21 protein-coding genes and 1 tRNA gene are annotated in these 24,609 nt (G+C 70.7%); 11 read left to right on the forward strand and 11 right to left on the reverse strand.

Going from position 1 to position 24,609, the window contains the following annotated elements; genetic code table 11:
- The first annotated feature begins 11 nt into the window (after positions 1–11).
- From ACZZ97_RS13425 to ACZZ97_RS13435, 3 genes are all read left to right on the forward strand, one after another.
- A complete protein-coding gene (locus tag ACZZ97_RS13425; protein ID WP_463473471.1) occupies positions 12–869 on the forward strand; it encodes a 3-hydroxyacyl-CoA dehydrogenase in 858 nt (285 codons plus the stop codon).
- A gap of 183 nt (positions 870–1,052) precedes the next feature.
- Complete coding sequence (locus ACZZ97_RS13430) at positions 1,053–2,171, forward strand: Fic family protein (protein WP_463473472.1); 1,119 nt, start codon at positions 1,053–1,055, stop codon at positions 2,169–2,171.
- Positions 2,172–2,241: 70 nt separating this feature from the next.
- Positions 2,242–3,117, forward strand: a complete 876-nt coding sequence (locus ACZZ97_RS13435) for an aldo/keto reductase (RefSeq protein WP_463473473.1) — start codon at positions 2,242–2,244, stop codon at positions 3,115–3,117.
- 242 nt (positions 3,118–3,359) lie between these two features.
- Here ACZZ97_RS13435 and ACZZ97_RS13440 read toward each other — a convergent pair whose 3' ends face one another.
- Positions 3,360–4,718 carry an NtaA/DmoA family FMN-dependent monooxygenase gene (locus ACZZ97_RS13440; protein ID WP_463473474.1) on the reverse strand — a complete coding sequence of 453 codons (1,359 nt, stop codon included), beginning with the start codon at positions 4,716–4,718 and terminating at the stop codon, positions 3,360–3,362.
- A 92-nt stretch (positions 4,719–4,810) separates the two neighbouring features.
- Positions 4,811–5,200, reverse strand: coding sequence for a MerR family DNA-binding transcriptional regulator (locus ACZZ97_RS13445; RefSeq protein ID WP_463473475.1), 390 nt, complete (start codon positions 5,198–5,200; stop codon positions 4,811–4,813).
- Between ACZZ97_RS13445 and ACZZ97_RS13450 the strand changes: the two genes are divergently transcribed.
- The 3 genes from ACZZ97_RS13450 to ACZZ97_RS13460 all read left to right on the forward strand — a co-directional run bounded on the left by ACZZ97_RS13450 (position 5,132) and on the right by ACZZ97_RS13460 (position 7,747).
- A complete protein-coding gene (locus ACZZ97_RS13450) occupies positions 5,132–6,028 on the forward strand; it encodes an NADPH-dependent F420 reductase (RefSeq protein ID WP_463473476.1) in 897 nt (298 codons plus the stop codon). The two genes, ACZZ97_RS13445 and ACZZ97_RS13450, sit on opposite strands and share 69 nt — an antisense overlap.
- Positions 6,029–6,054: 26 nt before the next feature.
- Positions 6,055–6,567 carry a flavin reductase family protein gene (locus ACZZ97_RS13455; RefSeq protein ID WP_463473477.1) on the forward strand — a complete coding sequence of 171 codons (513 nt, stop codon included), beginning with the start codon at positions 6,055–6,057 and terminating at the stop codon, positions 6,565–6,567.
- Between the two features lie 70 nt (positions 6,568–6,637).
- Positions 6,638–7,747, forward strand: coding sequence for a zinc-binding dehydrogenase (locus ACZZ97_RS13460; RefSeq protein WP_463473478.1), 1,110 nt, complete (start codon positions 6,638–6,640; stop codon positions 7,745–7,747).
- A gap of 96 nt (positions 7,748–7,843) precedes the next feature.
- Here the strand turns inward: ACZZ97_RS13460 and ACZZ97_RS13465 are convergent, their stop codons facing one another.
- Positions 7,844–9,310, reverse strand: coding sequence for a DHA2 family efflux MFS transporter permease subunit (locus tag ACZZ97_RS13465; RefSeq protein WP_463473479.1), 1,467 nt, complete (start codon positions 9,308–9,310; stop codon positions 7,844–7,846).
- Between the two features lie 177 nt (positions 9,311–9,487).
- On the opposite strand from ACZZ97_RS13465, the gene ACZZ97_RS13470 reads away from it, so the two are divergent.
- Positions 9,488–10,498: a zinc-dependent alcohol dehydrogenase family protein gene (locus tag ACZZ97_RS13470; protein WP_463473480.1), complete on the forward strand. Its 1,011-nt coding sequence runs from the start codon at positions 9,488–9,490 to the stop codon at positions 10,496–10,498.
- Between the two features lie 41 nt (positions 10,499–10,539).
- Positions 10,540–10,890, forward strand: a complete 351-nt coding sequence (locus ACZZ97_RS13475; protein WP_463473481.1) for an ArsR/SmtB family transcription factor — start codon at positions 10,540–10,542, stop codon at positions 10,888–10,890.
- A 197-nt stretch (positions 10,891–11,087) separates the two neighbouring features.
- On the opposite strand, the gene ACZZ97_RS13480 is transcribed toward ACZZ97_RS13475, so the two are convergent.
- A tRNA-Ser gene (locus ACZZ97_RS13480) sits at positions 11,088–11,178 on the reverse strand.
- Positions 11,179–11,392: 214 nt separating this feature from the next.
- Here ACZZ97_RS13480 and ACZZ97_RS13485 point away from each other — a divergent pair.
- A complete protein-coding gene (locus tag ACZZ97_RS13485) occupies positions 11,393–12,268 on the forward strand; it encodes an SGNH/GDSL hydrolase family protein (protein ID WP_463473482.1) in 876 nt (291 codons plus the stop codon).
- A 136-nt stretch (positions 12,269–12,404) separates the two neighbouring features.
- Here ACZZ97_RS13485 and ACZZ97_RS13490 read toward each other — a convergent pair whose 3' ends face one another.
- Positions 12,405–14,735 carry a hypothetical protein gene (locus ACZZ97_RS13490; RefSeq protein ID WP_463473483.1) on the reverse strand — a complete coding sequence of 777 codons (2,331 nt, stop codon included), beginning with the start codon at positions 14,733–14,735 and terminating at the stop codon, positions 12,405–12,407.
- A 313-nt stretch (positions 14,736–15,048) separates the two neighbouring features.
- On the opposite strand from ACZZ97_RS13490, the gene radA reads away from it, so the two are divergent.
- Positions 15,049–16,413, forward strand: a complete 1,365-nt coding sequence (gene radA / locus ACZZ97_RS13495) for a DNA repair protein RadA (protein WP_463473484.1) — start codon at positions 15,049–15,051, stop codon at positions 16,411–16,413.
- A 124-nt stretch (positions 16,414–16,537) separates the two neighbouring features.
- Here radA and ACZZ97_RS13500 read toward each other — a convergent pair whose 3' ends face one another.
- The 4 genes from ACZZ97_RS13500 to ACZZ97_RS13515 form a co-directional block, all read right to left on the reverse strand.
- On the reverse strand, positions 16,538–16,942 hold the full coding sequence (locus ACZZ97_RS13500; RefSeq protein ID WP_463473485.1) for an SseB family protein: 405 nt from the start codon (positions 16,940–16,942) through the stop codon (positions 16,538–16,540).
- Positions 16,943–17,046: 104 nt separating this feature from the next.
- Positions 17,047–17,712: a hypothetical protein gene (locus ACZZ97_RS13505; RefSeq protein ID WP_463473486.1), complete on the reverse strand. Its 666-nt coding sequence runs from the start codon at positions 17,710–17,712 to the stop codon at positions 17,047–17,049.
- A gap of 110 nt (positions 17,713–17,822) precedes the next feature.
- Entirely contained in the window at positions 17,823–18,359 is a 537-nt protein-coding gene (locus ACZZ97_RS13510) for an amino-acid N-acetyltransferase (protein ID WP_314102360.1), read from the reverse strand.
- A gap of 250 nt (positions 18,360–18,609) precedes the next feature.
- Positions 18,610–21,099, reverse strand: coding sequence for an ATP-dependent Clp protease ATP-binding subunit (locus tag ACZZ97_RS13515; RefSeq protein WP_146902288.1), 2,490 nt, complete (start codon positions 21,097–21,099; stop codon positions 18,610–18,612).
- Positions 21,100–21,352: 253 nt separating this feature from the next.
- Between ACZZ97_RS13515 and ACZZ97_RS13520 the strand changes: the two genes are divergently transcribed.
- Positions 21,353–22,357, forward strand: a complete 1,005-nt coding sequence (locus ACZZ97_RS13520; protein ID WP_463473487.1) for an NAD(+)/NADH kinase — start codon at positions 21,353–21,355, stop codon at positions 22,355–22,357.
- A 94-nt stretch (positions 22,358–22,451) separates the two neighbouring features.
- Here ACZZ97_RS13520 and ACZZ97_RS13525 read toward each other — a convergent pair whose 3' ends face one another.
- Together ACZZ97_RS13525 and ACZZ97_RS13530 are read right to left on the reverse strand one after the other, a co-directional pair.
- A complete protein-coding gene (locus ACZZ97_RS13525) occupies positions 22,452–23,375 on the reverse strand; it encodes a serine protein kinase RIO (protein ID WP_463473488.1) in 924 nt (307 codons plus the stop codon).
- Positions 23,376–23,676: 301 nt separating this feature from the next.
- Positions 23,677–24,150 (reverse strand): hypothetical protein, encoded by a 474-nt coding sequence (locus ACZZ97_RS13530; protein WP_463473489.1) that lies wholly within the window; start codon positions 24,148–24,150, stop codon positions 23,677–23,679.
- Between the last annotated feature and the right edge of the window lie 459 nt (positions 24,151–24,609).

Genomic DNA, 24,609 nt, shown 5'->3' on the forward strand with positions numbered 1-24,609 from the left:
ACAGGAACCCCATGACCACCTTCAGCCACGTCACCGTCGTCGGCGCCGGCGTCCTCGGCGCCCAGATCGCCTTCCAGATCGCGAGCCACGGCGTCGCGGTCCGTGCCTGGGACGTCGACGACGACGCCGTCACGGCCGCCGAGGCGCGCCTCCGGTCGATCGTCGAGCAGTACGTCGGCGACCTCGGCGACGAGCACCGGCAGGCAGCCGAGGAGGCGGTGGCCGGGATCGCCCTCACCACCGACCTCGCCGAGGCGGTCGCCGACGCCGACCTCGTGGTCGAGGCCGTGCCGGAGACGCTCGAGCTCAAGCAGGGCGTCTACGCGCGGCTCGCCGCCGCGGCGCCCGAGCACACGATCTTCGCGACGAACTCGTCGACCCTGCTGCCGAGCCAGCTCGCCGACGCGACGGGCCGCCCCGAGAAGTTCCTCGCGCTGCACTTCGCCAACCACATCTGGCGGCAGAACACGGCCGAGATCATGGGCAGCCCGCGGACCGACCCCGCCGTCTTCGACCAGGTCGTGGCCTTCGCGGGCGAGATCGGGATGGTGCCGATCCCCCTCCACAAGGAGCAGCCCGGCTACGTGCTGAACTCGCTGCTCGTGCCGTTCCTCGGCGCGGCGTCCGAGCTCGTCCTGCGCGGCGTCGCGGACCCCGAGACGATCGACGCCACCTGGCGCATCGGAACGGGTGCCCCGATGGGGCCGTTCCAGATCTTCGACGTCGTCGGCCTGCGGACCGCCTACGCCATCTCGGCGGCCAGCGACGAGGAGGGGGCCCAGCTCTGGGCGGACCACCTCAAGACGAACTACCTCGACCAGGGCAAGCTCGGGGTCGAGTCGGGCGAGGGCTTCTACTCGTATCGCTGAGGGTGGCCCGCTTGCCCGGCAGCAGTGGCGACAAAGCGTCCGCTATTGACACTTATCGGTGGTAAGTGTCAACATCGACTGACTTGTTGACACTAGGGGGGCGCGATGACGGCTTGGCCGGAACACGCCACACGGACGGCTCGGTGGCAGAGCTCTGCCCGACGCGGCAATCGAGAAGATCGCATGCTCGGCGAGATCGTCGTGTCGCTGCCACCTGAGATCGCCGGGCTCACGCCGCCGAGTGCACCGGAGCGCGACCTCGCAAGAGCCTGCTGGGAGGCCCAGGACCTCGAGCGGGTCGCAGACGGCGTGCTCGCCCCTCTCGCCGGCTTCCTGATCCGCATGGAATCGGTCGCCTCCAGCCGCATCGAGCACGTCGAGGCGACGCCGGTCGCGTTCGCCCGCGCCATCGGCGGGCTCAGGGAGAACGAGTCCGCGCTGTCGATGGTCGCGGCCGGCGTCGCGATCGTGACGCTCATCGAGGCGTCGAGCGAGACGATCGTGCTCGAGGAGATCCTCGCCGCCCACGCGGCGCTGATGCGGAACGACCCGGATCCGGATGAGCGCCGGAGCGCCGGCCGGGTGCGCGACGTCCAGAACTGGATCGGCGGCTCGCAGCACTCCCCGCGGAGCGCCCTCTACGTGCCCCCGCCGCCGGAGGACGTGCCTGCGCTGCTGGACGACCTCGTCACCTTCGTGAACCGTGACGACGTCGAGCCCGTCACGCAGGCCGCGATCGCACACGCGCAGTTCGAGAGCATCCACCCGTTCACCGACGGGAACGGCCGGATCGGCCGGGCACTGATCGGCGCAGTCCTCCGTCGTCGGGGCGTGACGCCGCACACGGTGCTCCCGGTGGCCAGCGCACTCGCTGCGGACACGACGCACTACTTCTCGCTGCTGACGAGGTACCGCTCGGGAGACCCCTTGCCGATGATCACGGATCTGGCGCTCAGCGTCGAGGCCGCGGCTCGGGAGGCGCGAGGCACGGCGCGTTCGTTCGCGCGCTACGAAGAGACCTGGCGCGCGCAGATCGGTTCTCGCTCGGGCAGCACTGCCGACCAGCTCTTGTCGCACCTCCTCGCTCTGCCGGTCTTCACCGTCGAACAACTCGCCCGCGTCACCGGCATCGCCGAGCGAAGCGTCTACCGCGGGGTCGAGACGCTCGCGGAGCACCATGTCGTCGAGGCCGTGACCGAGCGCGCGCGCGGTCGCGCCTATGCGGCGATGGACGTCCTCGACGAGTTCGGGGACCTCGACGCCCGCATCCGCGAGCGGATCACGTGGCTGCGCGCAGCGTGAGGCCCTCCGTAGACGCACGGCATCATCCCTTCCTCCGCACAGAACGAACGCCGAGGAGCAGACTGCGTCCATGACCGACACCACCACGAACCGTCCCGCAGCCGCCTCCGGCACCTTCAGCATCGGTGGGGACCTGCCCACCACCCGCCTCGGCTACGGCACCATGCAGCTCACCGGCCCCGGCGTCTGGGGCGAGCCGAGCGACCGCGACGAGGCCGTCCGCGTCATCCGCCGTGCCGTCGAGCTCGGCGTGACGTTCTTCGACAGCGCCGACGCCTACGGCCCCGCCGTCACCGACGGCCTCCTCCGTGAGGCCCTCCACCCCTACGCCGACGACATCGTCATCGCCACCAAGGTCGGCAACACCCGTCAGGGTCCCGGCCAGTGGACGCCGCTCGGCGTCCCGGCCTACCTCCGTCAGCAGGTCGAGATGAACCTCCGCCACCTCGACGTGGAGCGCATCGACCTGCTGCAGCTGCACCGCATCGACCCGAACGTCCCGCTCGAGGACCAGGTCGGCGAGCTGGGGGCGCTGCGCGACGAGGGCAAGATCCGCCACATCGGCCTCAGCGAGGTCAGCATCGACGAGGTGAAGGCGGCACAGGCGGTCGCCCCGATCGTCTCCGTGCAGAACCTCTTCAACCTGACCGACCGCTCCGCCGAGCCGCTGCTCGACTGGGCGACCGAGAACGGCCTGGCCTTCATCCCCTGGTTCCCGCTCGCCACCGGCGGCCTGACCGGTTCGGACAGCCCGCTCACGAAGCTCGCCGAGCAGCACGCGGCCACCCCGGCGCAGCTCGCCCTCGCCTGGCTCCTCAAGCGCTCGCCCGCGATGCTGCCCATCCCCGGCACGTCGAGCATCGCCCACCTCGAGGACAACCTCGCCGGCGCGACCATCGAGCTCACCGACGCCGAGTTCGACGCGCTCACCGACGCCGTCAGCTGACCCGAGGCTGCGTCTCGGATCCCTCCGCAGCACGCGCGACGAGAAAAGCCCCGGAACCCGGTGAGACTGGGCTCGCGGGGCTTTCTCGTGGCGGGCTGTTCTCGACACTCGTTCTGCCCCGGGAAGAAGCGGCACTTTGCCCTCCCGGGATCGATCGATCTTCCCACGCGCCGCGTTTTTTCCTCCATCACGAAGAACCCGTGGTCAGAGGGCGAACAGGCACGAGGTGCGTGACGACGAGATCAGTCCGCTGAGATGACGCGCGGGTCACGGCCGTAGCGCGGGGCGGCGTGCATGTTCTCGCGGAGGGTGGCGCCCTCGTAGTCGAGGTGGAAGACGCCGCGCTCCTGCAGGATCGGCACGACCTCGTCGACGAAGGCGTCGACACCGTCGTGGAGGCTGTCGATCGCGAGGGAGAAACCGTCGCAGGCGCCCGCCTCGAACCACTCCTGCATGAAGTCGGCGATCTTCTCGGCCGTGTCGGCGACAACGGGGTGGTAGTCGATGACGCCGTGTGCGATGACGTCGCGGAGGGTCCATCCCTCCCGGACGACGTCGAGGGCGTGCTCAGATCGCGGGTCGGACAGGTTTGCGCGGGCTCGGTCGAGGAGGTGCTCGGGGACGGGCTGGTCGATGTCCTCGTACCGGAGGGGCAGCCCGATCATGTGTCCGAGGTACGCCACCCGCTGGCGGAGGTCGATCGACTCGTCCAAGGCACGGCGGCGGTCCAGTGCCTCGCGCTTCGTGGCGCCGACGGTGGGCATGAACCCGGCGAACATCTTGATGTCGTCCGCGTTCCGGCCGGCGGCGACGGCCGCGGCGCGGAGGGCGTCTCGCTGGGCTCTGGCGGTGGCGATGTCGTAGGGGTTGGCGTAGACGCCGTCGGCGTAGCGGGCCGCGAGGTCGATGCCGTTCTGCCCGCCCCCGGCCTGGAAGATGACGGGCTGGCCCTGCTCCGACGGCGGGATCGGCAGGGGGCCGCGGGAGGCGACGTACTGGCCGCCGAGGTTGATCGGCTGGATCTTCGACGCGTCGGCGTAGACGCCGACGTCGACGTCGCCGATGAGTGCGTCCTTGCCCCAGCTGCCCCAGAGGGCCTCGACGACCTGGATGACCTCGTGGGCGCGTCCGTACTTCTCCGGCCTCGGCGGGACCGCTGACCCGAAGTTCGCTGCAGCCTCCGGGTTCGAGGTGGTGACGGCGTTCCAGCCGATCCGGCCGTGACTGATCACGTCCATCGCCTTGTACTGGCGGGCTATGTTGTACGGCTCGTTGAAGGTGGTGGAGGCGGTGGCGACGAGCCCGATGCGGGTGGTCTCCCGGGCGATCGAGGTCATGACGACGACGGGGTCGATGACGTGCCGCTGCGGCTGGACGTTCAGGTCGGTCTCGAGCGCCGGGGTGTCGGCGAAGAACAGGAGCTGGATCTTGCCCCGCTCGGCAGCCTGGGCGTGGCGGACGTGAGCGTCCATGTCGGTGTAGCTGTCGAGAGGGACACCAGGCAGACGCCAGGCGCCCGGCTCACCCCCGAAGCCCCCGACGAGCTGCATCGCCAGGAGCATCTGAGGGGCATCGGTCGGGGCGGAATTCTCGGTGGTCATGGAACCAGTCTCAACATTGACACTAGTGACAAGGTCAAGCCCGCGTGTTCGCGTCCCGTTCGAGGCGTTCGCCGTGGGCTTCGAGGTAGGGGTTAGCTGGCCAGGGCGGTCTGCGGTTCGGCGACCGCGGCGTCCACGGCCGCGATGTAGCTGGTGAGGGCGTCGCGGTTCTGGATCAGGAAGTCGATCTTGCGGGCCATGCGGTCGCGCTCCTCAGCGAGCATGTCGCGCAGCCCCGGCTCGACGTCGCGGACGATGATCGCCTGCTGCTTGTCGAGGCACGGGAGCACGTCGATGATGATCCGCGACGGGATGCCCGAGTCGACAAGGCCACGGATCTTGCCGACCCGCTCGATCAGGTAGTCGTCGTAGTCCCGGTACCCGTTCGGGAGCCTCGTCGGCTGGATGAGGCCTTGTGCCTCGTAGTACCGGAGCATTCGGGGCGCGACGCCCGTCTTCTCGGCCAGTTCTCCGATTCTCACGATTTCTCCTTCATTCGACTTGACATTGACACTAGTGACAATGTTGAGGATGGGGAAGACACCCGAGACGGAAGACAGGCATTCCCCATGAAGATCGGCATCATTGGCGCAGGCATGATCGGCACCACCCTCGCTCAGCGACTCAGCGCCGCCGGGCACGACGTCGCCATCGCGAACTCCCGCGGCCCGGAGACCATCGACCAGGCAGCACTCGAGACCGGCGCCCGCGCCGTCGAAGCTGCCGACGTGACCCAGGGGGTCGACGTGGTCATCGTGTCCGTCCCGATCAGCCGGGTCCCGGACATCGCCCCCCTCGTCAAGAACGCACCGGAGACGGCGGTCGTGATCGACACGTCGAACTACTACCCGCTCCGCGACGGCCACATTACCGAGCTGGACGAGGGACAGACGGAGAGCCTGTGGGTGTCCGAGCACTACGGACGCCCCGTGGTGAAGGCGTGGAACGCCATCACGTCCCAGTCCTTCGCCGAACACGCCAGCGCCCCGGGAACGCCTGACCGCATCGCGATCGCTGTCGCCGGTGATGACCCGGCAGCGAAGGAGACGGCGATGTCCCTGGTCGAGGCGACGGGCTTCGAGGCTTTCGACTCAGGCTCGCTCGCGGAGTCGTGGCGGCAGCAGCCGGGGACGCCGGCGTACTGCACCGACCGGACCGCAGCCGAGCTTCCCGCGGCCCTGACGAAGGCCAACGCGACCCGCTCCCCGAAGCGCCGCGATCTCGCCATCGCTGCCGTCACGGAGCGAGGAGAAGCAGAGGGATCGGTCAGCGCCGCCTACCTCGTCGCCCTCAACCGCGCAATCTACTGAGTCCCGGCGACACGAGCAGCCCGACCATGACCGAGACCGTCGAGACCCGTCCCCGGGACGAGGTCTACCTCTCCACTGTGCGGCGTGCGTTCGCCCTCTTCCCGTCCGGCGTGGTCTCTCTCGTCGCCGCCGTCGACGGGCACGAGGTCGGGATGGTGGCGTCGTCGTTTACGGTCGGTGTCTCGGCGGATCCGCCGTTGGTGTCAGTCGCGATCCAGCGGACGTCGACGAGCTGGCCGCGGCTGCGTGCTGCGGCGAGCATCGGGGTGTCCGGCTTCGCGGAGGACCAGGCGGCCCTGGCCCGGCAGATGGCTGGCCCTGACCGGGATCGGCGGTTCGAGGGCGTGACCCTGCTCTCGACACGGTCCGACGCCCGCTTCGTCGAGGGTGCCGCCACCTGGTTCGAGTGCACCGTCCACGACGAAGTCGACGCCGGCGACCACACCGTGGCCTTCCTCGAAGTCGTCGCAGTCCGTACCGCAGAAGCCCTCCGACCCCTCGTCTGCCAGGGCTCGGGCTTCCACCGCATCGCCCCCTGAACCTCTCAGCCCACCTGACTGAGACTCCCCGCCACCCGGCGGTCTACGCATAATTCGAAGGAGAACCCTCATGCGTGCAGCACTCATCCGAGAGATCGGACAGCCCTTCCAGGTCGAGGAGGTGCACATCGCCGCCCCCACAGGCCGGGAAGTCCTCGTCGACGTCCGCGCCTCCGGCCTCTGTCACAGCGACATCACCGTCGCCCGCAGCGGCATGGGCATCGGCCTGCCGGCCGTCCTCGGCCACGAGATCTCCGGTGTCGTCGCAGCCGTCGGCGACAGCGTGACCCGGATCAAGGTCGGCGACCACGTCGTCGCGGCCGCCCTGCAGCCTTGCGGGCACTGCCAGGCGTGCCTCCGCGGGAACCTCAACGGCTGCACGAACCCCGGTTCCCTCGACCGCACCGACGAGGAGGCGCCGCGCCTGGACGTCGACGGGGTCCCGGTCGTGCAGATGCAGGGCCTCGGCGGCTTCGCTGAGCAGGCCCTCATCCACGAGAACCAGCTCGTCGCCATCGACCCCTCGATGCCCTTCGAGCAGGCATCGATCATCGGCTGCGCCGTCGCGACCGGCGCCGGGTCGATCTTCAACGCCGCGAAGGTGACCCCGGGGCAGTCGATCGCCGTGTTCGGCTGCGGTGGAGTCGGCCTGAACGCGATCCAGGCAGCCGCTCTCGCCGGGGCGACGACGATCATCGCCGTCGACATCCAGCCCGACAAGCTCGAGCTCGCCCAGAAGTTCGGCGCCACCGCCGTCGTCAACTCCGGCGAGGAAGACGCCGCCGCACGTGTCCTCGAGCTCACCGGGGGCGCCGGTGTCGACCACGCCTTCGTGATGATCGGCGTGCCCGCAGTCGCCGAGACCGCCATGGCGTCCCTCGGGTTCGGCGGCACCACCTACCTCGTCGGCGGCATGCGCCCCGGCGCTGCCCTTGACGTGCGCCCCTCGCCGGCCGACAGCACCCTGCTGTCGAAGCAGCAGGGCGTCCGGGGCATCTGGCTCGGGTCGTCGAACTTCTACGCCGACATCCCTATGTACGTCGACCTGTACCTCCAGGGAAAGCTAAACCTCGACGACCTCGTGTCGCAGACCATCGAGCTGGGCGACATCAACGAGGCCTACGAGGGTCTCGAGGGCGGCGGCATCGCCCGCAGCGTCATCACCTTCCCCGCCCGCTGATCGTCCCGGTTCCTCCTCGAGGAGGGAACCGGACGTCGACAGCAGAAGGCCCCCGCCGTGTGGCGGGGGCCTTCTTTTGTGCGGGGAGCGACCCGGTCAGGAGGCGTTGACCGAGAGCTCCGGGGTGGCCCGGCGACGGCCGATGGCGAGGGTGCCGATGATCGCGGCGATCGCGATGATGCCGGCGGTCATGAAGGCCGTCTGGCCGGCGGCGACAGTCTGCGCGACCGTGAGCTCGCCGGCGTTCGCAGCGTTCGAGCCGATCGTGTACGCCGACACCAGGACGGCGCCGCCTGCAGCGCCGGCGAGCTGCTGCACCGTGCTGAACGCAGCGCTGCCGTGCGGGTAGAGCTCCGAGCGCAGCGACGACAGGGCGAGGGTCGTCATCGGGGCCCACATCATCGCCTGGGCTGCGGTCATGACGAGGTACCCGGTGAGGTAGATCCAGACGCTGTGGGTGTTGTCGAGGGTGCTGAGGAACCAGATGCTGGCCGCCCAGATGATCGAGCCGGGGATCGCCAGGGGCAAGGGCCCCCAGCGGTCGTAGACGCGGCCGCCGAGGGCCGAGACGACGGAGATGACGACACCTCCGGGCACGAGGAACAGCCCGATCGAGAGGGTGCTGAGCCCCAGGGAGCCAGTGAGCACCAGGGGCAGGACGAGCAGGATCCCGAAGCCGTTCAGTGCCACGAAGAGCATGACGAGGATCGGGACGACGAAGGACTTCGACCGGAAGATGCGCATGTCGAGGAACGCGTCTCCGTGGCGACGGAGCGCGAGCTGACGGAACACGAACCCGGCGACGCCGAGGACACCGATGAAAATCGGGATGGCAGGCGGGACGGGTGCGTGGCCGGTGGCAGATTCACCGATGAGGGACAGCCCGAACACGAGGGCGCCGAACCCGACGGCGGAGAGCGCCACCGAGACCAGGTCGAGGGTCGCTCGCTCTGGGGTGGTGATGTTCTTCAGCCGCATCGCGCCGGCGACGAGGGCGATGACGGCGAGGGGCAGGACGAGGATGAACAGCCACCGCCAGGGCAGGAACGTCAGCACGAGGCCGGAGATGGCGGGGCCGACTGCGGGGGCGATCGCCGGGACGGCGGTCACGAGCGCCATGATCCGGCCGCGGCGGGACTCCGGCACCAGGCGGATCGCGGTCGTCATCAGCAGCGGCACGAACACGGCCGTGCCCACCGCCTGGACGATGCGGCCGACGAGGAGAACCGCGAATCCCGGCGCGAACGCCGAGATCGCGGTCCCGACGATGAAGATCGACAATGCGGTGAGGAAGATCGTCCTCAGGTGGAAGCGGCGCATGATGAACCCGGTTGCGGGGATCAGCAGGGCGAGGGTGAGCAGGTACCCGGTCGTCAGCCACTGGCCGGCAGACGGGGTGATGCCGAGGTCCCGGATGAGGGTCGGAAGGGCGACGCCGAGGAGCATCTCGTTCAGCAGGACGAGGAACGTCGAGGACATCAGCAGGCCGAGGACGAGACCGTCGCCTGGCTTGAGGCGGTCCGTGCTCGGGGGCTTGCTCTGGGTGTGGGCAGAAGTCGTCATCTGACCATCGTCAACACTGACACTAATGTCAATGTCAAGTCGATCGAGGAGATTTACGTCAAGGGCGTGGCAGCGCGGAACTTCGAGAACGATCAAGTTTGATCTCCGTCAAAGTTAAGCGTACCGTGAGGCTTCGGCTCCGGGACCCCGGTGCTTCCCCGGGACGATCGGACCGCCATGCGCGCCTGGACCCTCGCCGACTTCGGCTTCGACAACCTCGACCTCCGTGAGGTCGACACCCCGACCCCCGGCCCCCACGACCTCCTCGTGCAGGTCTCGGCCGTCTCCCTGAACTACCGGGACAAAGCCCTCGTTGAGGGCAACTACTCCCCCGAGAAGATGCCGAAGGGCCTCATCGTCGGCGCTGACTCCGCCGGCGTCGTCACTGCGGTCGGTTCCGACGTGACGAAGTGGAAGGTCGGCGACCGAGTCACCTCGCACTTCTACTCCACCTGGACCGATGGCCCATGGGACGACGCTCACACCGACGCGATGATCGGCGGCCCCATCGACGGCGGTCTCGCCGAGTTCATGCTGCTGCATGAGGACCGGGTCGTGAAGAGCCCTGACAACCTCACCGACGCGGAAGCTGCCACATTGCCGATCGCAGCGCTGACGGCGTGGTTCTCCCTCTTCCACCACGGCAAGCTGGGCAAGGGCGGCAGCGTCCTCGTGCAGGGCACCGGCGGGGTGTCCGTCTTCGCGATCCAGATCGCGTCGGCCTTCGGCGCCCGCGTCATCGCGACCTCCTCCAGCGACGACAAGCTCGCCGTCGCGAAGGGACTCGGCGCCACCGACCTCATCAACTACCGCACCACCCCCGACTGGGCCGGCAAGGTCCTCGAGCTCACCGACGGGAAGGGCGTCGACGTCGTCATCGACGTCGCCGGCGGTGACGGCGTCAACGACTCCGTCCGGGCAGCGAAGGCCGGTGGCGTCGTCGCCGTCATCGGGTTCCTCGCCGGGCAGACCACGAACCTAGATCTCATGACGGTGCTGTTCCGTCAGACCACCATCCAGGGCATCGCCGTCGGCACGCGCTTCGCCTTCGAGGAGCTCGTCGAGTTCCTCGATGAGAACAAGATCAACCCCGTCATCGACTCCACGTTCCGGTTCGAGGACGCGAAGGCCGCGTACGACCGTCTTGCCGAGGGCCCCCTCGGCAAGGTCGTCATCCAGGTCCGCTGACCCGCGCCCGGTACGATCATCTCCCTCGTAAGGAGACCCGAATGGCTCGAGCACTGATCGACGACGAACCCTCCGTCGAGGACCTGCACTTCCCACGGGTCCTCGAGGTCATCGCCGACCCGATCCGCCTGAGCATCGTGGCGCAGCTCGCCGCCGCCGAGGCAGACATCAGCTGTGGCAACTTCGACCTGCCCGTCAAGGCCTCGACCGCGACGCACCACTTCACAGCCCTGCGGCAGGGGGGCGTCATCCACCAGTACTACGTCGGCACGTCACGGATGAACGTGCTCCGCGAAGCCGACCTCGAGCAAGCGTTCCCCGGATTCCTCCCGTCCGTGATCGCCGGCGCCCGCAGCGGGGGTGAGCACGAGACGGGTCGGTCGCATCGGTGACAGTCTCGGACGCCGCGAGGAGCCAGCCACCATCCGTGTGGGTCGATGACGCTCGACCTCAGCGACGGGGTCGATCTGAGCTGACGAGGTGACACGTCACTGCCGTGCGATCCCATATCTGTCGGCAGGCTGCACCACATGTGCACCAACAGCCCCTTAGTAAAACAGAAAACCCCTGGATGACCAGGGGTTTTCTTTGGCGGTACCGGTGGGATTTGAACCCACGGTGGAGTCAACCCCCACACATGTTTTCGAGACATGATCCTTCGGCCGCTCGGACACGGTACCGGGAGAGAGCTTAGTACATCCGTGCCCCCGTGTCGAAATCCGCCTCCGGCCAGGGTGAACCGGCGGAGAGTGCTGCCCCGAGGCCAGCAGCGAGCGCATCGCGACGGTTCGCCGCGCCTCCTCGAGAGGCCACAGATCGACTCCGGAGACGCGTGCGAGGTCGATCCGGGCGGTCTCGCGGCTCCGACCTGACCGCCGGGCGTACGCTCCCCGCATGCCCACCCGTCACCCCCTCGCCTTCTTCTCCGGAGTCGGCGTCACCCTCGCCGCGGGCGGGGCCCTCTTCGCCGTCTGGCGCCGCGCGCTGCGCAGCCAGCGCTCCGCCGCCGCGACCCTGAACGACCTGCTGCCGGTGCACTCCGCCTGGTGGCGCGACCGGTTCGACCGCAAGGGCAAGCTGCTCTACGTCGCGCTCGGCGACTCGACCGCGCAGGGCATCGGGGCGTCGAGCCCGGCGCGGAGCTACGTGGGCAGGTTGTCGGTGCGGATCCGGCACGCGACCCGCACCTCCGTCCGGGTCGTCAACCTCAGCGTCAGCGGGGCCACGACGTGGCTCTGCCGCAAGGACCAGCTGCCCAAGCTCGAGAAGTACCAGCCGGACATCGTGACGGTCGCCATCGGCGCGAACGACATCATCGACTTCGACGCCGAGACCTTCGAGCGCAACCTGCGGCACATCTACGAGGCGCTGCCGAGCCACGCGATCGTCGCCGACCTGCCGACGATGTGGATCCCCGAGCGCGAGCACCGCATCGCCGAGGCGAACGCGATCGTGCGGCGCCTCGCCGACGAGCTCGGCCTGACCGTCGCACCCCTCTACGACACGACGCGCAAGCAGGGGCTCGTGCGGACGTTCCGCAACTCGGCGGGCGACCTGTTCCACCCGAACGACCGCGGGTACCGCGTCTGGGCCAGCGCCTTCGAGCCGGCCATCGCCGCCCGCGTCGCGCGGATCGCCGCCGACCACGCCGTCACGGACGCCGACGCCAGCGTGCACGACGCCGCGACCGCGGGCTCGACGGCCCGCACTGCCGAGCGTGCGGCCGCCCGCGCCTCGGCCCGCGGTGCGGAGACGCTGCCCCGCAGCTGACCCGGGAGGAGGACGTCGTCGGGTGCCGGGTCCGCCGGCGGTCGACGAGCTGAGGAGGCGCCTCCTGCGAGGCCCGCCGGCTGCGGACCCAGCGGCCCAGCGGCTCAGCGGCCCAGCGGCCCAGTGGCCCAGTGGCTCAGCGGCGCCAGTCGGCGCCCTTGTCGAGGACGCGACCGGCGTCCGCGAACGTGACGGTCCCGCGGTAGGACGTCATCCCGGGGGCGAACGTGCCCCCGGCCGGCCGGCCCTGAGCGGCGCCGAACGACGGGAGGGACGCTCCGTACTGGAACAGGGTCTCCTGGATGGGGCGGTAGCAGGCCCCGCCCTTGTCGCTGACGCCGACGACCGTGCCGAGGGCCCGGACACCGCTGCCCTCGCTGCGCCACACGGGGCCGCCGATGTCGCCGATCGAGGCGGGAGCGTTCGTGCAGAGCAGGCTCGTCCCGTTCGGGCCGGCCGCCGTGCCGACCACGCGCCCCTCCGTCCAGCCGGTGTCGATGCCCATCTTGCCGATCACGTAGCCGACGGGCTGGTCGACGCTGCGGGTCCACCCGACCACGAGGCCGCTGCCGGGACGCTTGCCCGTGGTCGGGTCCTCGACGATCTGGTGCGCGTCGTTCCCGGAGCGCATCAGCAGCAGCGAGAGGGGGTCTCGCGGGTTCGAGTAGTAGATGTCGGCGTGGTAGCCGGCGTCGCCGCGCACGCTGCCGTCGACCGTGACGCCGGCCGCGCAGTTCTGCGCCGTGGTCAGGAAGAACCCGCTGTCGCCGGCGACGGCGTAGCCGCCCGTGCAGGCCTTGTCGGACGCGGCCGACGATGCGCTGCCCTTGCTGCCGAGGATCGCGGGCTCGCCCGCGCTGTAGTCGTACCCGGACGCGGTCGGCACGGTCTTGACCTTGGGTGTCGGCGTGGGCGTGGGCGTGGGCGTCGGCGTCGGGGTGGGCGTCGGCGTGGAGGTGGGCGCGGGTCGCCCGGCCGTGTCCCCGGCGGGCGCGGCCTGCGTCGGCGTGCCGCCGCTCAGGCTGACGTCGAGCACGGCCCCGCCCGAGGGCGAGGTCGAGCGGACCGCCACGGTGAAGCCCCCGCCGGTGCTGGTGAAGCTCTCGCCGGCGTCGAGGTGCGTGTCGCGGCGCGTCAGGTCGCCCGCCTTCACGGGGCCGGCGGCCAGGACGGCCGTCGAGACCGACGAGCCGAACAGCGGCATCGCGCGCAGCACGCGCACCTCGCCGACGGCACGGTCGCCGTCGAGGGCGCAGCGCACCAGCGTCTTGTCGAGGGACGAGCACCGCGGCGACGCGCCCCGGAACTCGGCGCTCGTCGCGTCGCGGCCGCTCGCGGTTCGGTACTCGACCCAGTAGGTGTCCCCGCTCAGCGGGTCGACGACCTGCACGGCCCGGCCGCCGGCCGTGGTCGCCGCGCCGTCGAGCGCGCCGACCGTCACCTGCTGCCGGGTGCCCGGCTCGCGGAGCGTCGTGGCGTCGACCTGGAAGCCGGCGCGGAGGCGCTGCGGCGTCGACAGGTGCGGTCGCGCACCCGAGACGGAGTAGCCCATGATGTCCAAGAAATCGCCGTACTCCTCCACCGGGCACGCCACGGAGGTGTCGGTGTCCGTCGTGTGCGCGAAGTCCGAGAGGGGTGCGTCGACGGTGGTCGAGCTGCGGCACATGCCGGCGCCGGCGTGGCCGAAGCCGAGGTTGTGGCCGAACTCGTGCATCAGCACGGGGACGCCGAGCGCGGTGTCGGTGCCGACCGAGCTGAAGATCTCGCCGCCGCCGCCCCCGACGGTGCCGAACGCGGCCGACCCGCAGGTCTCGCGCGTCAGCACGAGGAGGTGGTTGTCGGTGCCTGCCCACCGGTACGACGCGAAGGCGCCCCCGAACGCGGTCGTGTGCACCGAGTCGAGCACAGCCGAGGGGTCGCACGTGGCCTTCGCGAGCGAGGTGCGCTCGATGCCGCCGAGGCGGACGTCGACGGTGCCGCCCGACTCCTCCCACCAGAAGTCGTGCAGCTGCTGGATCGCGGTCGTGACGGACGCGTCGTCGGGCGGGGTCGCGGCGTCGTCGGCGGTGGTCGTCGTGACGGTCGCGATGCTCACCGAGACACGGTGGACGACGGCGACGGGAGCGGCCTGGGCCGACTGCGTCGGCTGCTGCGCGCCGCCTCCCTCGACCTCGGTCTGTTCCATGACCTCGGCCTCGCGCGCCTCGACCTCCGCCGCCTCGGCGTGCAGGTGCGGCGCCGTGACGGGGGTGGAGGGGACGGCGATCATGTCGTCCGTGAGGTCGGGCGCGGCAGGAGTGCCCTCGGCCGGCGCGGTGCCGGTCGGCACGGCGGGGACGGCAGGTGCGGTCGCGACGGTCGGATCGACCGGGGCGGCGTTCACCGCCTGTCCGTCGGCGAGGCCGCCTGCGACGATGAGGGCCGCGACGAGCACGGCGGACGCACGGATGGAACGGGGGGTGGGCACAGCGGACTCCAGTCGTGCGGGGAGCTGCGGGGTCGTCGGGACCGCGCGCTCGTGAGCGCGGGGTCGTCGGGACCGCGCGCTCGTCGACGTGGGGCCGTCGGGACCCCACGCACGTCGCACGGTCGTCGGGACCGTGCGCACGTCGCACGGTCGTCGGGACCGTGCGTTCACCGCAAGTTCGATGCAAACACAGGGACTTCACCCTCCGAGCCCCCCACAACGGGTCCGGTTCGCTCTCCGGACACGGTGCGCGCCCCCACAACGGGGCCGAGGAGGCGCCCCCGCTGTCGGACGTCCCACCTAGGCTCGCAGCATGCCTCGCCCCACCACCCCGCCCTTCCGCTGCACCGAGTGCGGCTGGACCAGCCTCAAGTGGGCCGGCCGCTGCGGCGAGTGCCAGCGCTGGGGCACCGTGGTCGACGTCACGTCCGCGCTCGTGAGCGCCCGGGGCACCGCCCCCGTGTCGGTCGGCGGCGACCGGGTCGCCCGGCCGATCACGCAGGTCGAGGCCGGTGCCGTCGCCTCGTGGCCGAGCGGCATCGCCGAGTTCGACCGCGTCCTCGGCGGCGGCATCGTGCCGGGCGCGGCCATCCTGCTCAGCGGCGAGCCGGGGGTCGGCAAGTCGACGCTGCTGCTCGAGGTCGCGTCGCGCGCCGCGGCGACCGGGGCCCGCGTGCTCTACGTCACCGCGGAAGAGAGCGCGCAGCAGGTGCGGATGCGGGCGCAGCGCACCGGGGCGATGCACGACAACTTGTTCCTCGCCGCCGAGGTCGACCTCGCCGTGATCCTCGGCCAGATCGAGCAGGTCGACCCGCAGCTGGTCATCGTCGACTCGGTACAGACGGTCTCGTCGTCGTCGATCGACGGCATCGCGGGCGGCACGTCACAGGTCCGCGAGGTCGCGTCGACGCTCATCCGCGTCAGCAAAGACAGGAACCTGCCGGTGCTGCTGGTGGGGCACGTGACGAAGGACGGGACGATCGCCGGCCCGCGCCTCCTCGAGCACCTGGTCGACGTCGTGTGCCAGTTCGAGGGCGACCGGCAGACCTCGCTCCGGTTCATCCGGGCGCACAAGAACCGCTTCGGGCCCACCGACGAGGTCGGCTGCTTCGAGATGACGGGCGACGGCATCGCCGAGGTCGCCGACCCCAGCGGTCTCTTCATGTCGCGCAGCGGCGCCCCGGTCAGCGGCACCTGCATCACGATCGCGATGGAGGGGCGGCGTGCGCTGCCCGTCGAGGTCCAGGCGCTGATCGTCGCCAGCAGCACTCCGCAGCCCCGACGGGTCGTCAACGGCGTCGACTCCTCGCGAGTGGCGATGCTGCTCGCGGTGCTCGAACGACGGGCCGGCATCCGGCTCGGCGACGCCGACGTCTACGTGTCGACCGTCGGCGGCATCAAGATCACCGAGCCGGGGGCCGACCTGGCGATCGCGCTGGCCCTCGCGAGCGCCAGCCGCGACGTCAGCTACCCGCACACGATGGCGGCGGTCGGCGAGATCAGCCTGGCGGGCGAGATCAGGCCCGTGTCGTCGCCGAGACAACGCGCCAGCGAGGCGGGCCGGCTGGGCTTCAGCCAGCTCGTGGACGCCGAGTCGGGCAACCTGCGCGAGGCACTGCGACGCGCCTTCAGCGCGGCCAGCACGCCCCGCGAGCGCGAGCTCGACGGCGCCTTCTAGGCGCCCACCAGGTCGATCACGGGCGAGTTCGTCCGACCTGGGCCGTCACGACAGCCCGCCTGCGACGAACTCGCCCGCCTGACGCGCGCCGGGCAGCCCGCCGCGACAGCGCCCGGCCGCAGGCCTACTTCAGGGCCTTCAGCAGGTCCTCGGGGGCGGCGGCCATGGTGTGCGGGCCGGCGATGTCGAAGAAGACCTGCTCGAGCACGTCGAGGTGCACCTCCATGAACGCCCGCAGCGCGTCGGAGTCGTAGAGCATCACCTCGAGGTCGGGGTCGTCCGGGACCATCGCGGCGTACGCCTCCGCCGAGGAGAAGAGCAGCAGGATGCGCTTGTCGGTGTTCTCGCGACCGAAGACGCGCACCTGCTCGGCGACGACGGAGACGGGCTCGGCCGAGTCGCGGTCGGCGAGGGCCGCCGTGTCGGCCGCAGCGACGCCGACGCCGACGCCGTCGCCGACGCCGTCGCCGACGCCGTCGCCCTCGGCGACGAGCCCGCCTTCAGCAGGGGGAACCACGAGCTTCGGCACGACGACCACGTCGTGCCGAAGGGCGAACGCGACGGCGGCGACGTCCTGGCTGGCCAGGGCCAGCTCGAGCGCCTCGGAACGGGGGAAGCAGCTTCGGTCATCGCTCAGTTCAGGATCATGGGGGCGGTGTCGGCCGACGTGATGTCGCCGACGCTGACGGTCAGGCGGTACGTCGCGCCTCCTGCGGGCACGGCCTGCCGGGAGTCCGCGTCGCAGGTGTCGATCGTCGACCGCGTCCTGTCCCAGGCGATGGCCGGGGTCGAGAGGGTCTGGCCGGCGGTGAGGGTGACGTCCTGGTCGGTGGGGTCGACCTGGCAGTCGGCGGACGACCACCACTGCTCCTCGCCGCTGGTCACGACGAGCTTCTGCTGGCCCGAGCCGAGGTTGATCACGCAGTCCGACGAACCGGTGTTGGTGACCGACATCGAGATCTGCGGCAGCTCGGTGGGCGCGAACACCTGCTTGTCGACGACGGGGACGAGCTCGATCGCGGTCGCGGCGCAGCGGGCGCCGTCGACCGCCGCCGCGTCGGTGCTGCCGGGATTGGGGGTCGCGTCGGCGGCAGGGGCGGTGGCGGCCGTCGACGGGGCCGGGTCGGCGGCGGGGGTGCTGGTGGCCGCGGCACCGGGCTCGTCGCCCGAGGCTCCGGGCCGCACGACGATCAGCACGACGACGACGATCGCGACGACCAGGCCGAGCAGCACGAGGGCTCGGCGACGCCAGTACACCGAGGGCGGCTGCGGGCCGGTCGGATTCGTGAACGTCGACATGCGCACAGGTTAAGTGCTGGCCACCGCCCTGCGGCGGACGCTGGCGGCGTGTGGCCTGGGAAGTTCCGCCGAGCACGCAGGAGGCGGGCGCGCGGCCGGGCGGGACGCGGTCAGTCCGCGAGCGGCGGCAGCGCCTTGAGCATGCGCGAGTTGCCGAGGGTGTTCGGCTTGACCCGGGCCAGGTCGAGGAACTCGGCGACGCCCTCGTCGGTCGAGCGGACGAGCTCGGCGTAGACCTCGGGCGGCACGAGCCCGTCGTCGCCCACGTTGAGGTAGTCGTGCTTCTCGAAGAACTCGACCTCGAAGGTGAGGCAGAACAGACGGCCGATCTCGAGGCGCCGGGCGGCGCCCTCCAGCGAGTCGAGGAGGCGGTGGCCGACTCCCCGGCGGATCCAGGCCGGGTCGAGGGCGAGCGTCCGGATCTCGGCGAGGTCGTCCCACATGACGTGCAGCGCCCCGCAGCCGACGGGCACCCCGTCGGGGCCGACGGCGATCTGGAACTCCTGCACGTCGCCGTAGAGGGTGACGAGGTCCTTGCCGAGCAGGATCCGCTTCTGCACGAAGGGCTCGCAGAGGCGCTGGATGTGCGGCACGTCGCTGACGACGGCGTCGCGGACGGTGATGCCGTGCTGGTCCGCGGATGTCATCCCCCGAGCCTACCCACGCCGCAGTCCCCGTCGGCGGGTCGCCGTCCCCGTCGGCGGGTCGCCGTCGCCCCCGGCGGGTCCGCGCCCGCCCGCCGCGGACGACCACGACCCGCCGCGGGCCACCACGACCCGCCGGCATCGAGCGGCGGGCTGGCACCCGGGGCGCACGCGAGAGGGCGGCCCGGCCGGAGCCGGACCGCCCTCTCGGCGGATCACGGGGAGCTGACGCTCCCGACGAGCTGGCTCGCGCCTAGCTCTCGATCTCGGGCACGTCGCCCACGAGCACCTCGTCGCGGCCAGGCTGGCGGGTCGTCGTGAAGACGAACTCGCCGTCGACCCAGTCGACCAGCACGTGGTCGCCGGCCGTCAGGTCGCCCGTCAGGATGCGCTCGGACAGGCGGTCCTCCACCTCGTGCTGGATCGCACGACGCAGCGGGCGAGCACCCAGGGCCGGGTCGAACCCGATCTTGATGAGCTGCTCCTTGGCGGGCACCGTCAGCATGGCCGTCATGTCGCGGTCGAGCAGACGGTCGCTCAGGCGCTTGATGAACAGGTCGACGATCTGCAGCAGCTCGGGGTTCGACAGCTGCGGGAACACGATGGTGTCGTCCACGCGGTTGAGGAACTCGGGCTTGAAGTGCTTCTTGAGCTCTTCGTTGACCTTGGCGCGCATGCGGTCGTAGCCGGTCGCGGTGTCGCCCTCGATCTGGAATCCGACGGGACCGCCGGCGATGCCCTTCGAGCCCAGGTTGGTCGTCATGATGATGACCGTGTTCTTGAAGTCGACCACGCGGCCCTGGCCGTCGGTGAGACGTCCCTCTTCGAGCACCTGCAGAAGCGAGTTGAAGATGTCCGGGTGGGCCTTCTCGATCTCGTCGAAGAGGACCACGGAGAACGGCTTGCGGCGCACCTTCTCGGTGAGCTGGCCGCCCTCCTCGAAGCCGACGAACCCGGGAGGGGCACCGAAGAGCCGCGACACCGTGTGCTTCTCGCCGAACTCCGACATGTCGAGGCTGATCAGCGCGCCCTCGTCGTCGAAGAGGAACTCGGCGAGCGCCTTGGCCAGCTCGGTCTTGCCGACGCCCGTGGGGCCGGCGAAGATGAACGACCCGGAGGGGCGGTTCGGGTCCTTGAGGCCGGCGCGAGTGCGTCGGATGGTCTTGGACAGGGCCGCGATGGCCTCCTCCTGACCGATGACGCGCTGGTGCAGGGCCTGCTCCATGAAGACGAGACGCGAGGTCTCCTCCTCGGTGAGCTTGAAGACGGGGATGCCCGTCGCCTGGGCCAGCACCTCGGCGATGATGCCCTCGTCGACGGTTCCGCCGGCTCCGGCCTCGCCCGAGCGCCACTGCTTCTCGAGACGGAGACGCTCGCCGAGGAGCTTCTTCTCCTCGTCGCGCAGCGAGGCGGCCTTCTCGAAGTCCTGGTCCTCGATCGCGCCCTCCTTCTGGGCGCGGACGCCGGCGATGCGCTCGTCGAACTCGCGCAGCTCGGGCGGGGCGGACAGGATCGAGAGGCGCAGACGGGCGCCGGCCTCGTCGATCAGGTCGATCGCCTTGTCGGGCAGGAACCGGTCGCTGACGTAGCGGTCGGCCAGGTTCGCCGCCGACACGATGGCGCCGTCGGTGATCGAGACCTTGTGGAACGCCTCGTACTTGTCGCGGAGGCCCTTGAGGATGTTGATCGTGTGGGGCAGCGACGGCTCGTTGACCTGCACCGACTGGAAGCGCCGCTCGAGGGCGGCGTCCTTCTCGAAGTGCTTGCGGTACTCGTCGAGCGTCGTGGCGCCGATCGTCTGCAGCTCGCCTCGGGCCAGCAGGGGCTTGAGGATCGATGCGGCGTCGATGGCGCCCTCGGCGGCACCCGCACCGACGAGCGTGTGGATCTCGTCGATGAAGACGATGATGTCGCCGCGGGTGCGGATCTCCTTGGTGACCTTCTTCAAGCGCTCCTCGAAGTCACCGCGGTAGCGGCTGCCGGCGATGAGCGAGCCGAGGTCGAGCGAGTAGAGCTGCTTGTCCTTCAGCGTCTCGGGCACCTCGCCCTTGACGATCGCCTGCGCGAGGCCCTCGACGACGGCGGTCTTGCCGACGCCGGGCTCACCGATCAGCACGGGGTTGTTCTTCGAGCGGCGGGAGAGGATCTGCATGACCCGCTCCATCTCCTTCTCGCGGCCGATGACCGGGTCGAGCTTGTTGTCGCGCGCGGCCTGCGTCAGGTTGCGGCCGAACTGGTCGAGGACCTGGCTGCCGCCCTGCGCGCTCTGCTGCTGCTCGCCTCCGACGGCCACCGCCTCCTTGCCCTGGTAACCCGAGAGGAGCTGGATGACCTGCTGGCGGACGCGGTTGAGGTCGGCGCCGAGCTTCACGAGGACCTGGGCGGCGACGCCCTCGCCCTCGCGGATCAGGCCGAGCAGGATGTGCTCGGTGCCGATGTAGTTGTGGCCGAGCTGCAGCGCCTCGCGGAGGCTCAGCTCGAGGACCTTCTTCGCACGGGGCGTGAAGGGGATGTGGCCCGTGGGCTGCTGCTGGCCCTGGCCGATGATGTCCTGGACCTGCTCGCGCACGGCGTCGAGCGAGATGCCCAGCGACTCGAGGGCCTTGGCGGCCACGCCCTCGCCCTCGTGGATCAGCCCGAGCAGGATGTGCTCGGTGCCGATGTAGTTGTGGTTCAGCATCTTCGCCTCTTCTTGGGCGAGGACGACGACGCGACGGGCACGGTCGGTGAATCTCTCGAACATCTCTTGACTCCCTCGGTGGCGGGGTGGTCGTCGCCACCAGTACGCGGTCGACACCTGCATTCGGTGCCGGTCTACGGAGAGCGTAACCAGCGCCTCCCCCGCAGGTCATCCCTGTTCGCTGGGGGCGTGACACCCTGTGAACCAGCGGGACAGCCGCGGAGGCGGGGGTCGCGTCGGCGGGCGCGGGCGCGGGAGGCGCGGGCCGGGTCGGCGGCGTCAGCCGGGCGACAGGGGCGCGGTCTAGCCTCGCCTCATGGGCAACCTCGTCGTCGGCCTCGTGCCGCACCCCACCAAGTCGGTCCGCGACTCCGTCGACATCCTCTGCGGGTGGAAGCAGCGCGGCGAGGTCGCCGGCGGCCACGTCCGTCTCGTCGCGCAGGCAGCCGACGAGTCGCGCATGCAGGGCGGCGTCGAGCTGGTCGACGAGCAGGAGTTCCGCGACACGGTCGACGTCGTCGTGGCCCTCGGCGGCGACGGCACGATGCTCGGCGCCATGCGGCTCGTCGCCGACCGGCCCGTGCCCGTGCTCGGCGTGAACTACGGCAACGTGGGGTTCCTCGTCGAGGTCGAGCCGCACGAGCTGCCGGCCGCCCTCGAACGGCTCGCCGCCGAGGACTTCTCGCTCGAGCCGCACCACGCCGTCGAGGTCGTGCACACCGCGTCGGGCACCGAGAACCGGTTCCTCGCGTTCAACGACGTGTCGATGGCGCGCCGCCCCGGCGAGGGCGTGGTCACGGCCGACCTCGTGCTCGACGGCACGCCCTACGGCTACTACAAGGCGGACGCCGTCGTCGTCGCGACGAGTGCCGGCTCGACGGCCTACAACTACGCCGCGGGCGGGCCGATCCTGTCTCCGGCCGTCGCGGCGACGCTGATCACGCCCGTCGCGCCGATGTCGGGCATCGACCGCTCGGTGGTGCTCGGACCGCTCGAGCAGCTGCGCTTCCAGATCGGCAGCGGCACGCACTCGGCGGCCCTCGAGGTCGACGGCCGCGTCGTCGCCGACGTGAGCGACGGCTGCGTCGTGTCGATGTCGCTGCGGCCCGAGGCCGGGCAGGTCATCCGCCTCGACGCCGGACGGCACGCCACGAAGGGGCGCCTGAAGCTCAGCCTGCTCGACCTGCCGCTGCGCGAGGACCAGCTGCTCGAGCTCGTGCCGAGCGACGTCCGCGCGAAGTTCAAGGCGCGCACCGCGCACCGCCGGGGCGCCGCAGGGGCCGAGGCGACCGAGGTCCTGTCGCCGACCCCGTCCAGCTGACCCGCGCCTCCTGCCGTCGTGGTTCCGGTGAACCGTCAGGAAGCGTCGCCCGGCAGGGCTGCCGCAGCGCTTCGCGACGGTTCTACGTCGCCTCCTAGCCGAAGACCTCCCCCAGGGCCTCGGCGAAGAGGTGGTCGTGCGAGCGCTCGAAGCCGCGGCGACCGAACCACTCGCAGACGTTGCGGCAGTCGCGCTCGAGCAGCTCGGCGCCCTGCGGGTTGCTCGCGACGTCGACGAGCTGCGGCACGTCGATGACGACGACGCGGCCCTCGTGCACGAGCAGGTTGTAGGCGCTGAGGTCGCCGTGGGCGAAGCCGGCACGCGCGAGGACGAGCACGATCTCGGCCACCTGCTCGAACAACGGCCAGAGGTCGGCACCGTCGGCACGCGTCTGGGCCAGGCGAGGTGCGGCGGCCGTGCCGTCGCCGATGAACTCCATCAGCACCTCCGTGTCCGAGATCTGGACCGGGTACGGGACCGGCAGGCCCAGCGCGTGCATCCGGCCGAGCGCGTCGAACTCCGCCGCCGCCCAGAGGCCTGCCTGCACCCGGCGACCGTGCGAGGAGCCGCGCGCCATGGCGCGACCGTCGCGGGTGTTGCGGGTACGCCGCCCCTCTCGGTACTGGGCGGAGCGGTGGAAGTCGCTCTGCTCGGGGCCCCGATAGCGCTTGGCGGCGAGCAGCGCGCTGCGGCCGCCGTCCAGGGGGCCGAGCTCGACGTCGTCGGGCACGGTGCGGTCGATGAGGAACAGGTCCGCCTCCTTGCCCGACTTGACGACTCCGAGCTCGGTGTCGACCGCGGCGGCCGAGGTGACGAGCCAGCCCGGCCACGGACGTGGGCCGCGCTCGGTGGGCGTGGCCGCCGGCCAGGTCGACCAGCGCTGGTCGTCCTCGGGCTCGGCGGTGCTGAAGGCAGGGACGACGAAATCGGCCGGGAAGGGGGCCGAGGATGTGGGGGTCGAGGTGGTGGGGGTCGAGGTGTAGAGCGGGACGACGGAGTCGTCGGGGTGAGAGGACAAGCGGATCTCCTGAGGAGGGGGCCGCTCACCGGCGCTCGCGCGAGGCGCAGCGTCTAGACGGCGACCCGGGTGTGAGGGGGGTTCGCGATCGCGATGACGTCGGCCATTCTCATCACCCCTCTCGTGCAGCTCCTGCGGCGTGCGCTGATGTGCGCTCGCTCGTCCGTTCCCCACGGTACCGCCGCCGCGCCTCCCCCACCACCCCCTCCTCCCCCCGTCCCCTTCCCGCCACGGACCGAGTGGTCGCGAACAGTCGTCCCGGCGGCGGTGAAGGACAGATCGAGACCACTCGACGGAGTCGTCAGCCAGAGAGGACACGCCGGACCCGGCCGACGAGCTCGCGCCCAGACGCCCCTCGCAGATCGGCATCCGTGACTCGGATCGTCCGCCAGCCCGCGTCGGCGAAGCGCTCCCGTCGGCGGATGTCGCGGCGCCATCGTTCCGGGTCACGTCGGTGCTCGTCGCCCTCGTACTCGATCGAGACCCGCTCGTCCGGGTAGCGGAGGTCGGGCTTGCCGAGGTAGCGACCGGCCCCGTCGTAGGTCTTGGTGTTGATCTCGGGCTCGGGGAGTCCTGCTCGGACGAGGAGCAGGCGGAGCTCTGTCTCCTTCGGGGACTCGACGCCGATGCGCACGTGCGTGAGCGCTCGTCGGCCCGAACCGACCCCACGTGCCCGACCCGAGGCGGCGAGGTGCTCCTCGATGTCGGTCAGTGCTCGCTCGCGCGCCTCCGGCCACGGCGACCACGAACCGCAGAGGGCGTCGCCGACCGCCACGAGAGCGTCCAGAGGCAACTGCGAAGCTGCCTGCACGAACGCCGTCAACGGGTCGACGACGGGAAGGTCACCTAGGGTGCGAGCCGTGTCGAGGCCGAGTCCGCGATGTCCGACGATGCCTCCCCGCCGAGGACCGCGCCCTGCTGAGGCGGAGACGTGCAACAGGGTCGGTCCAGGCGGCCCGCCGAGGACCGGCATCGAGGGAAGGGGCAGGCCCCAGATGGCGAGTGCCGTGACGTGGGAGAAACACCATCCTGGTCGCATCGCAGGGAGGAAGAGCCGAGCCGCGTCCTGGACGTGACCGACCGAAGCCGTTCGGAGGGGTGCCCGGACTCCGTGATGTGGACGGACCAGGTCCCGGCCCCGGAGTCGCTCTCGACCCAGCCCCGCGTGGAGCGCTTCCGCCACGGAGAAGGGCCGGGCGGACAACGACGGAGGCAGATCGACACGAGGCATGTG

The sequence above is a fragment of the Frigoribacterium sp. AC512 genome, assembly GCF_979258295.1.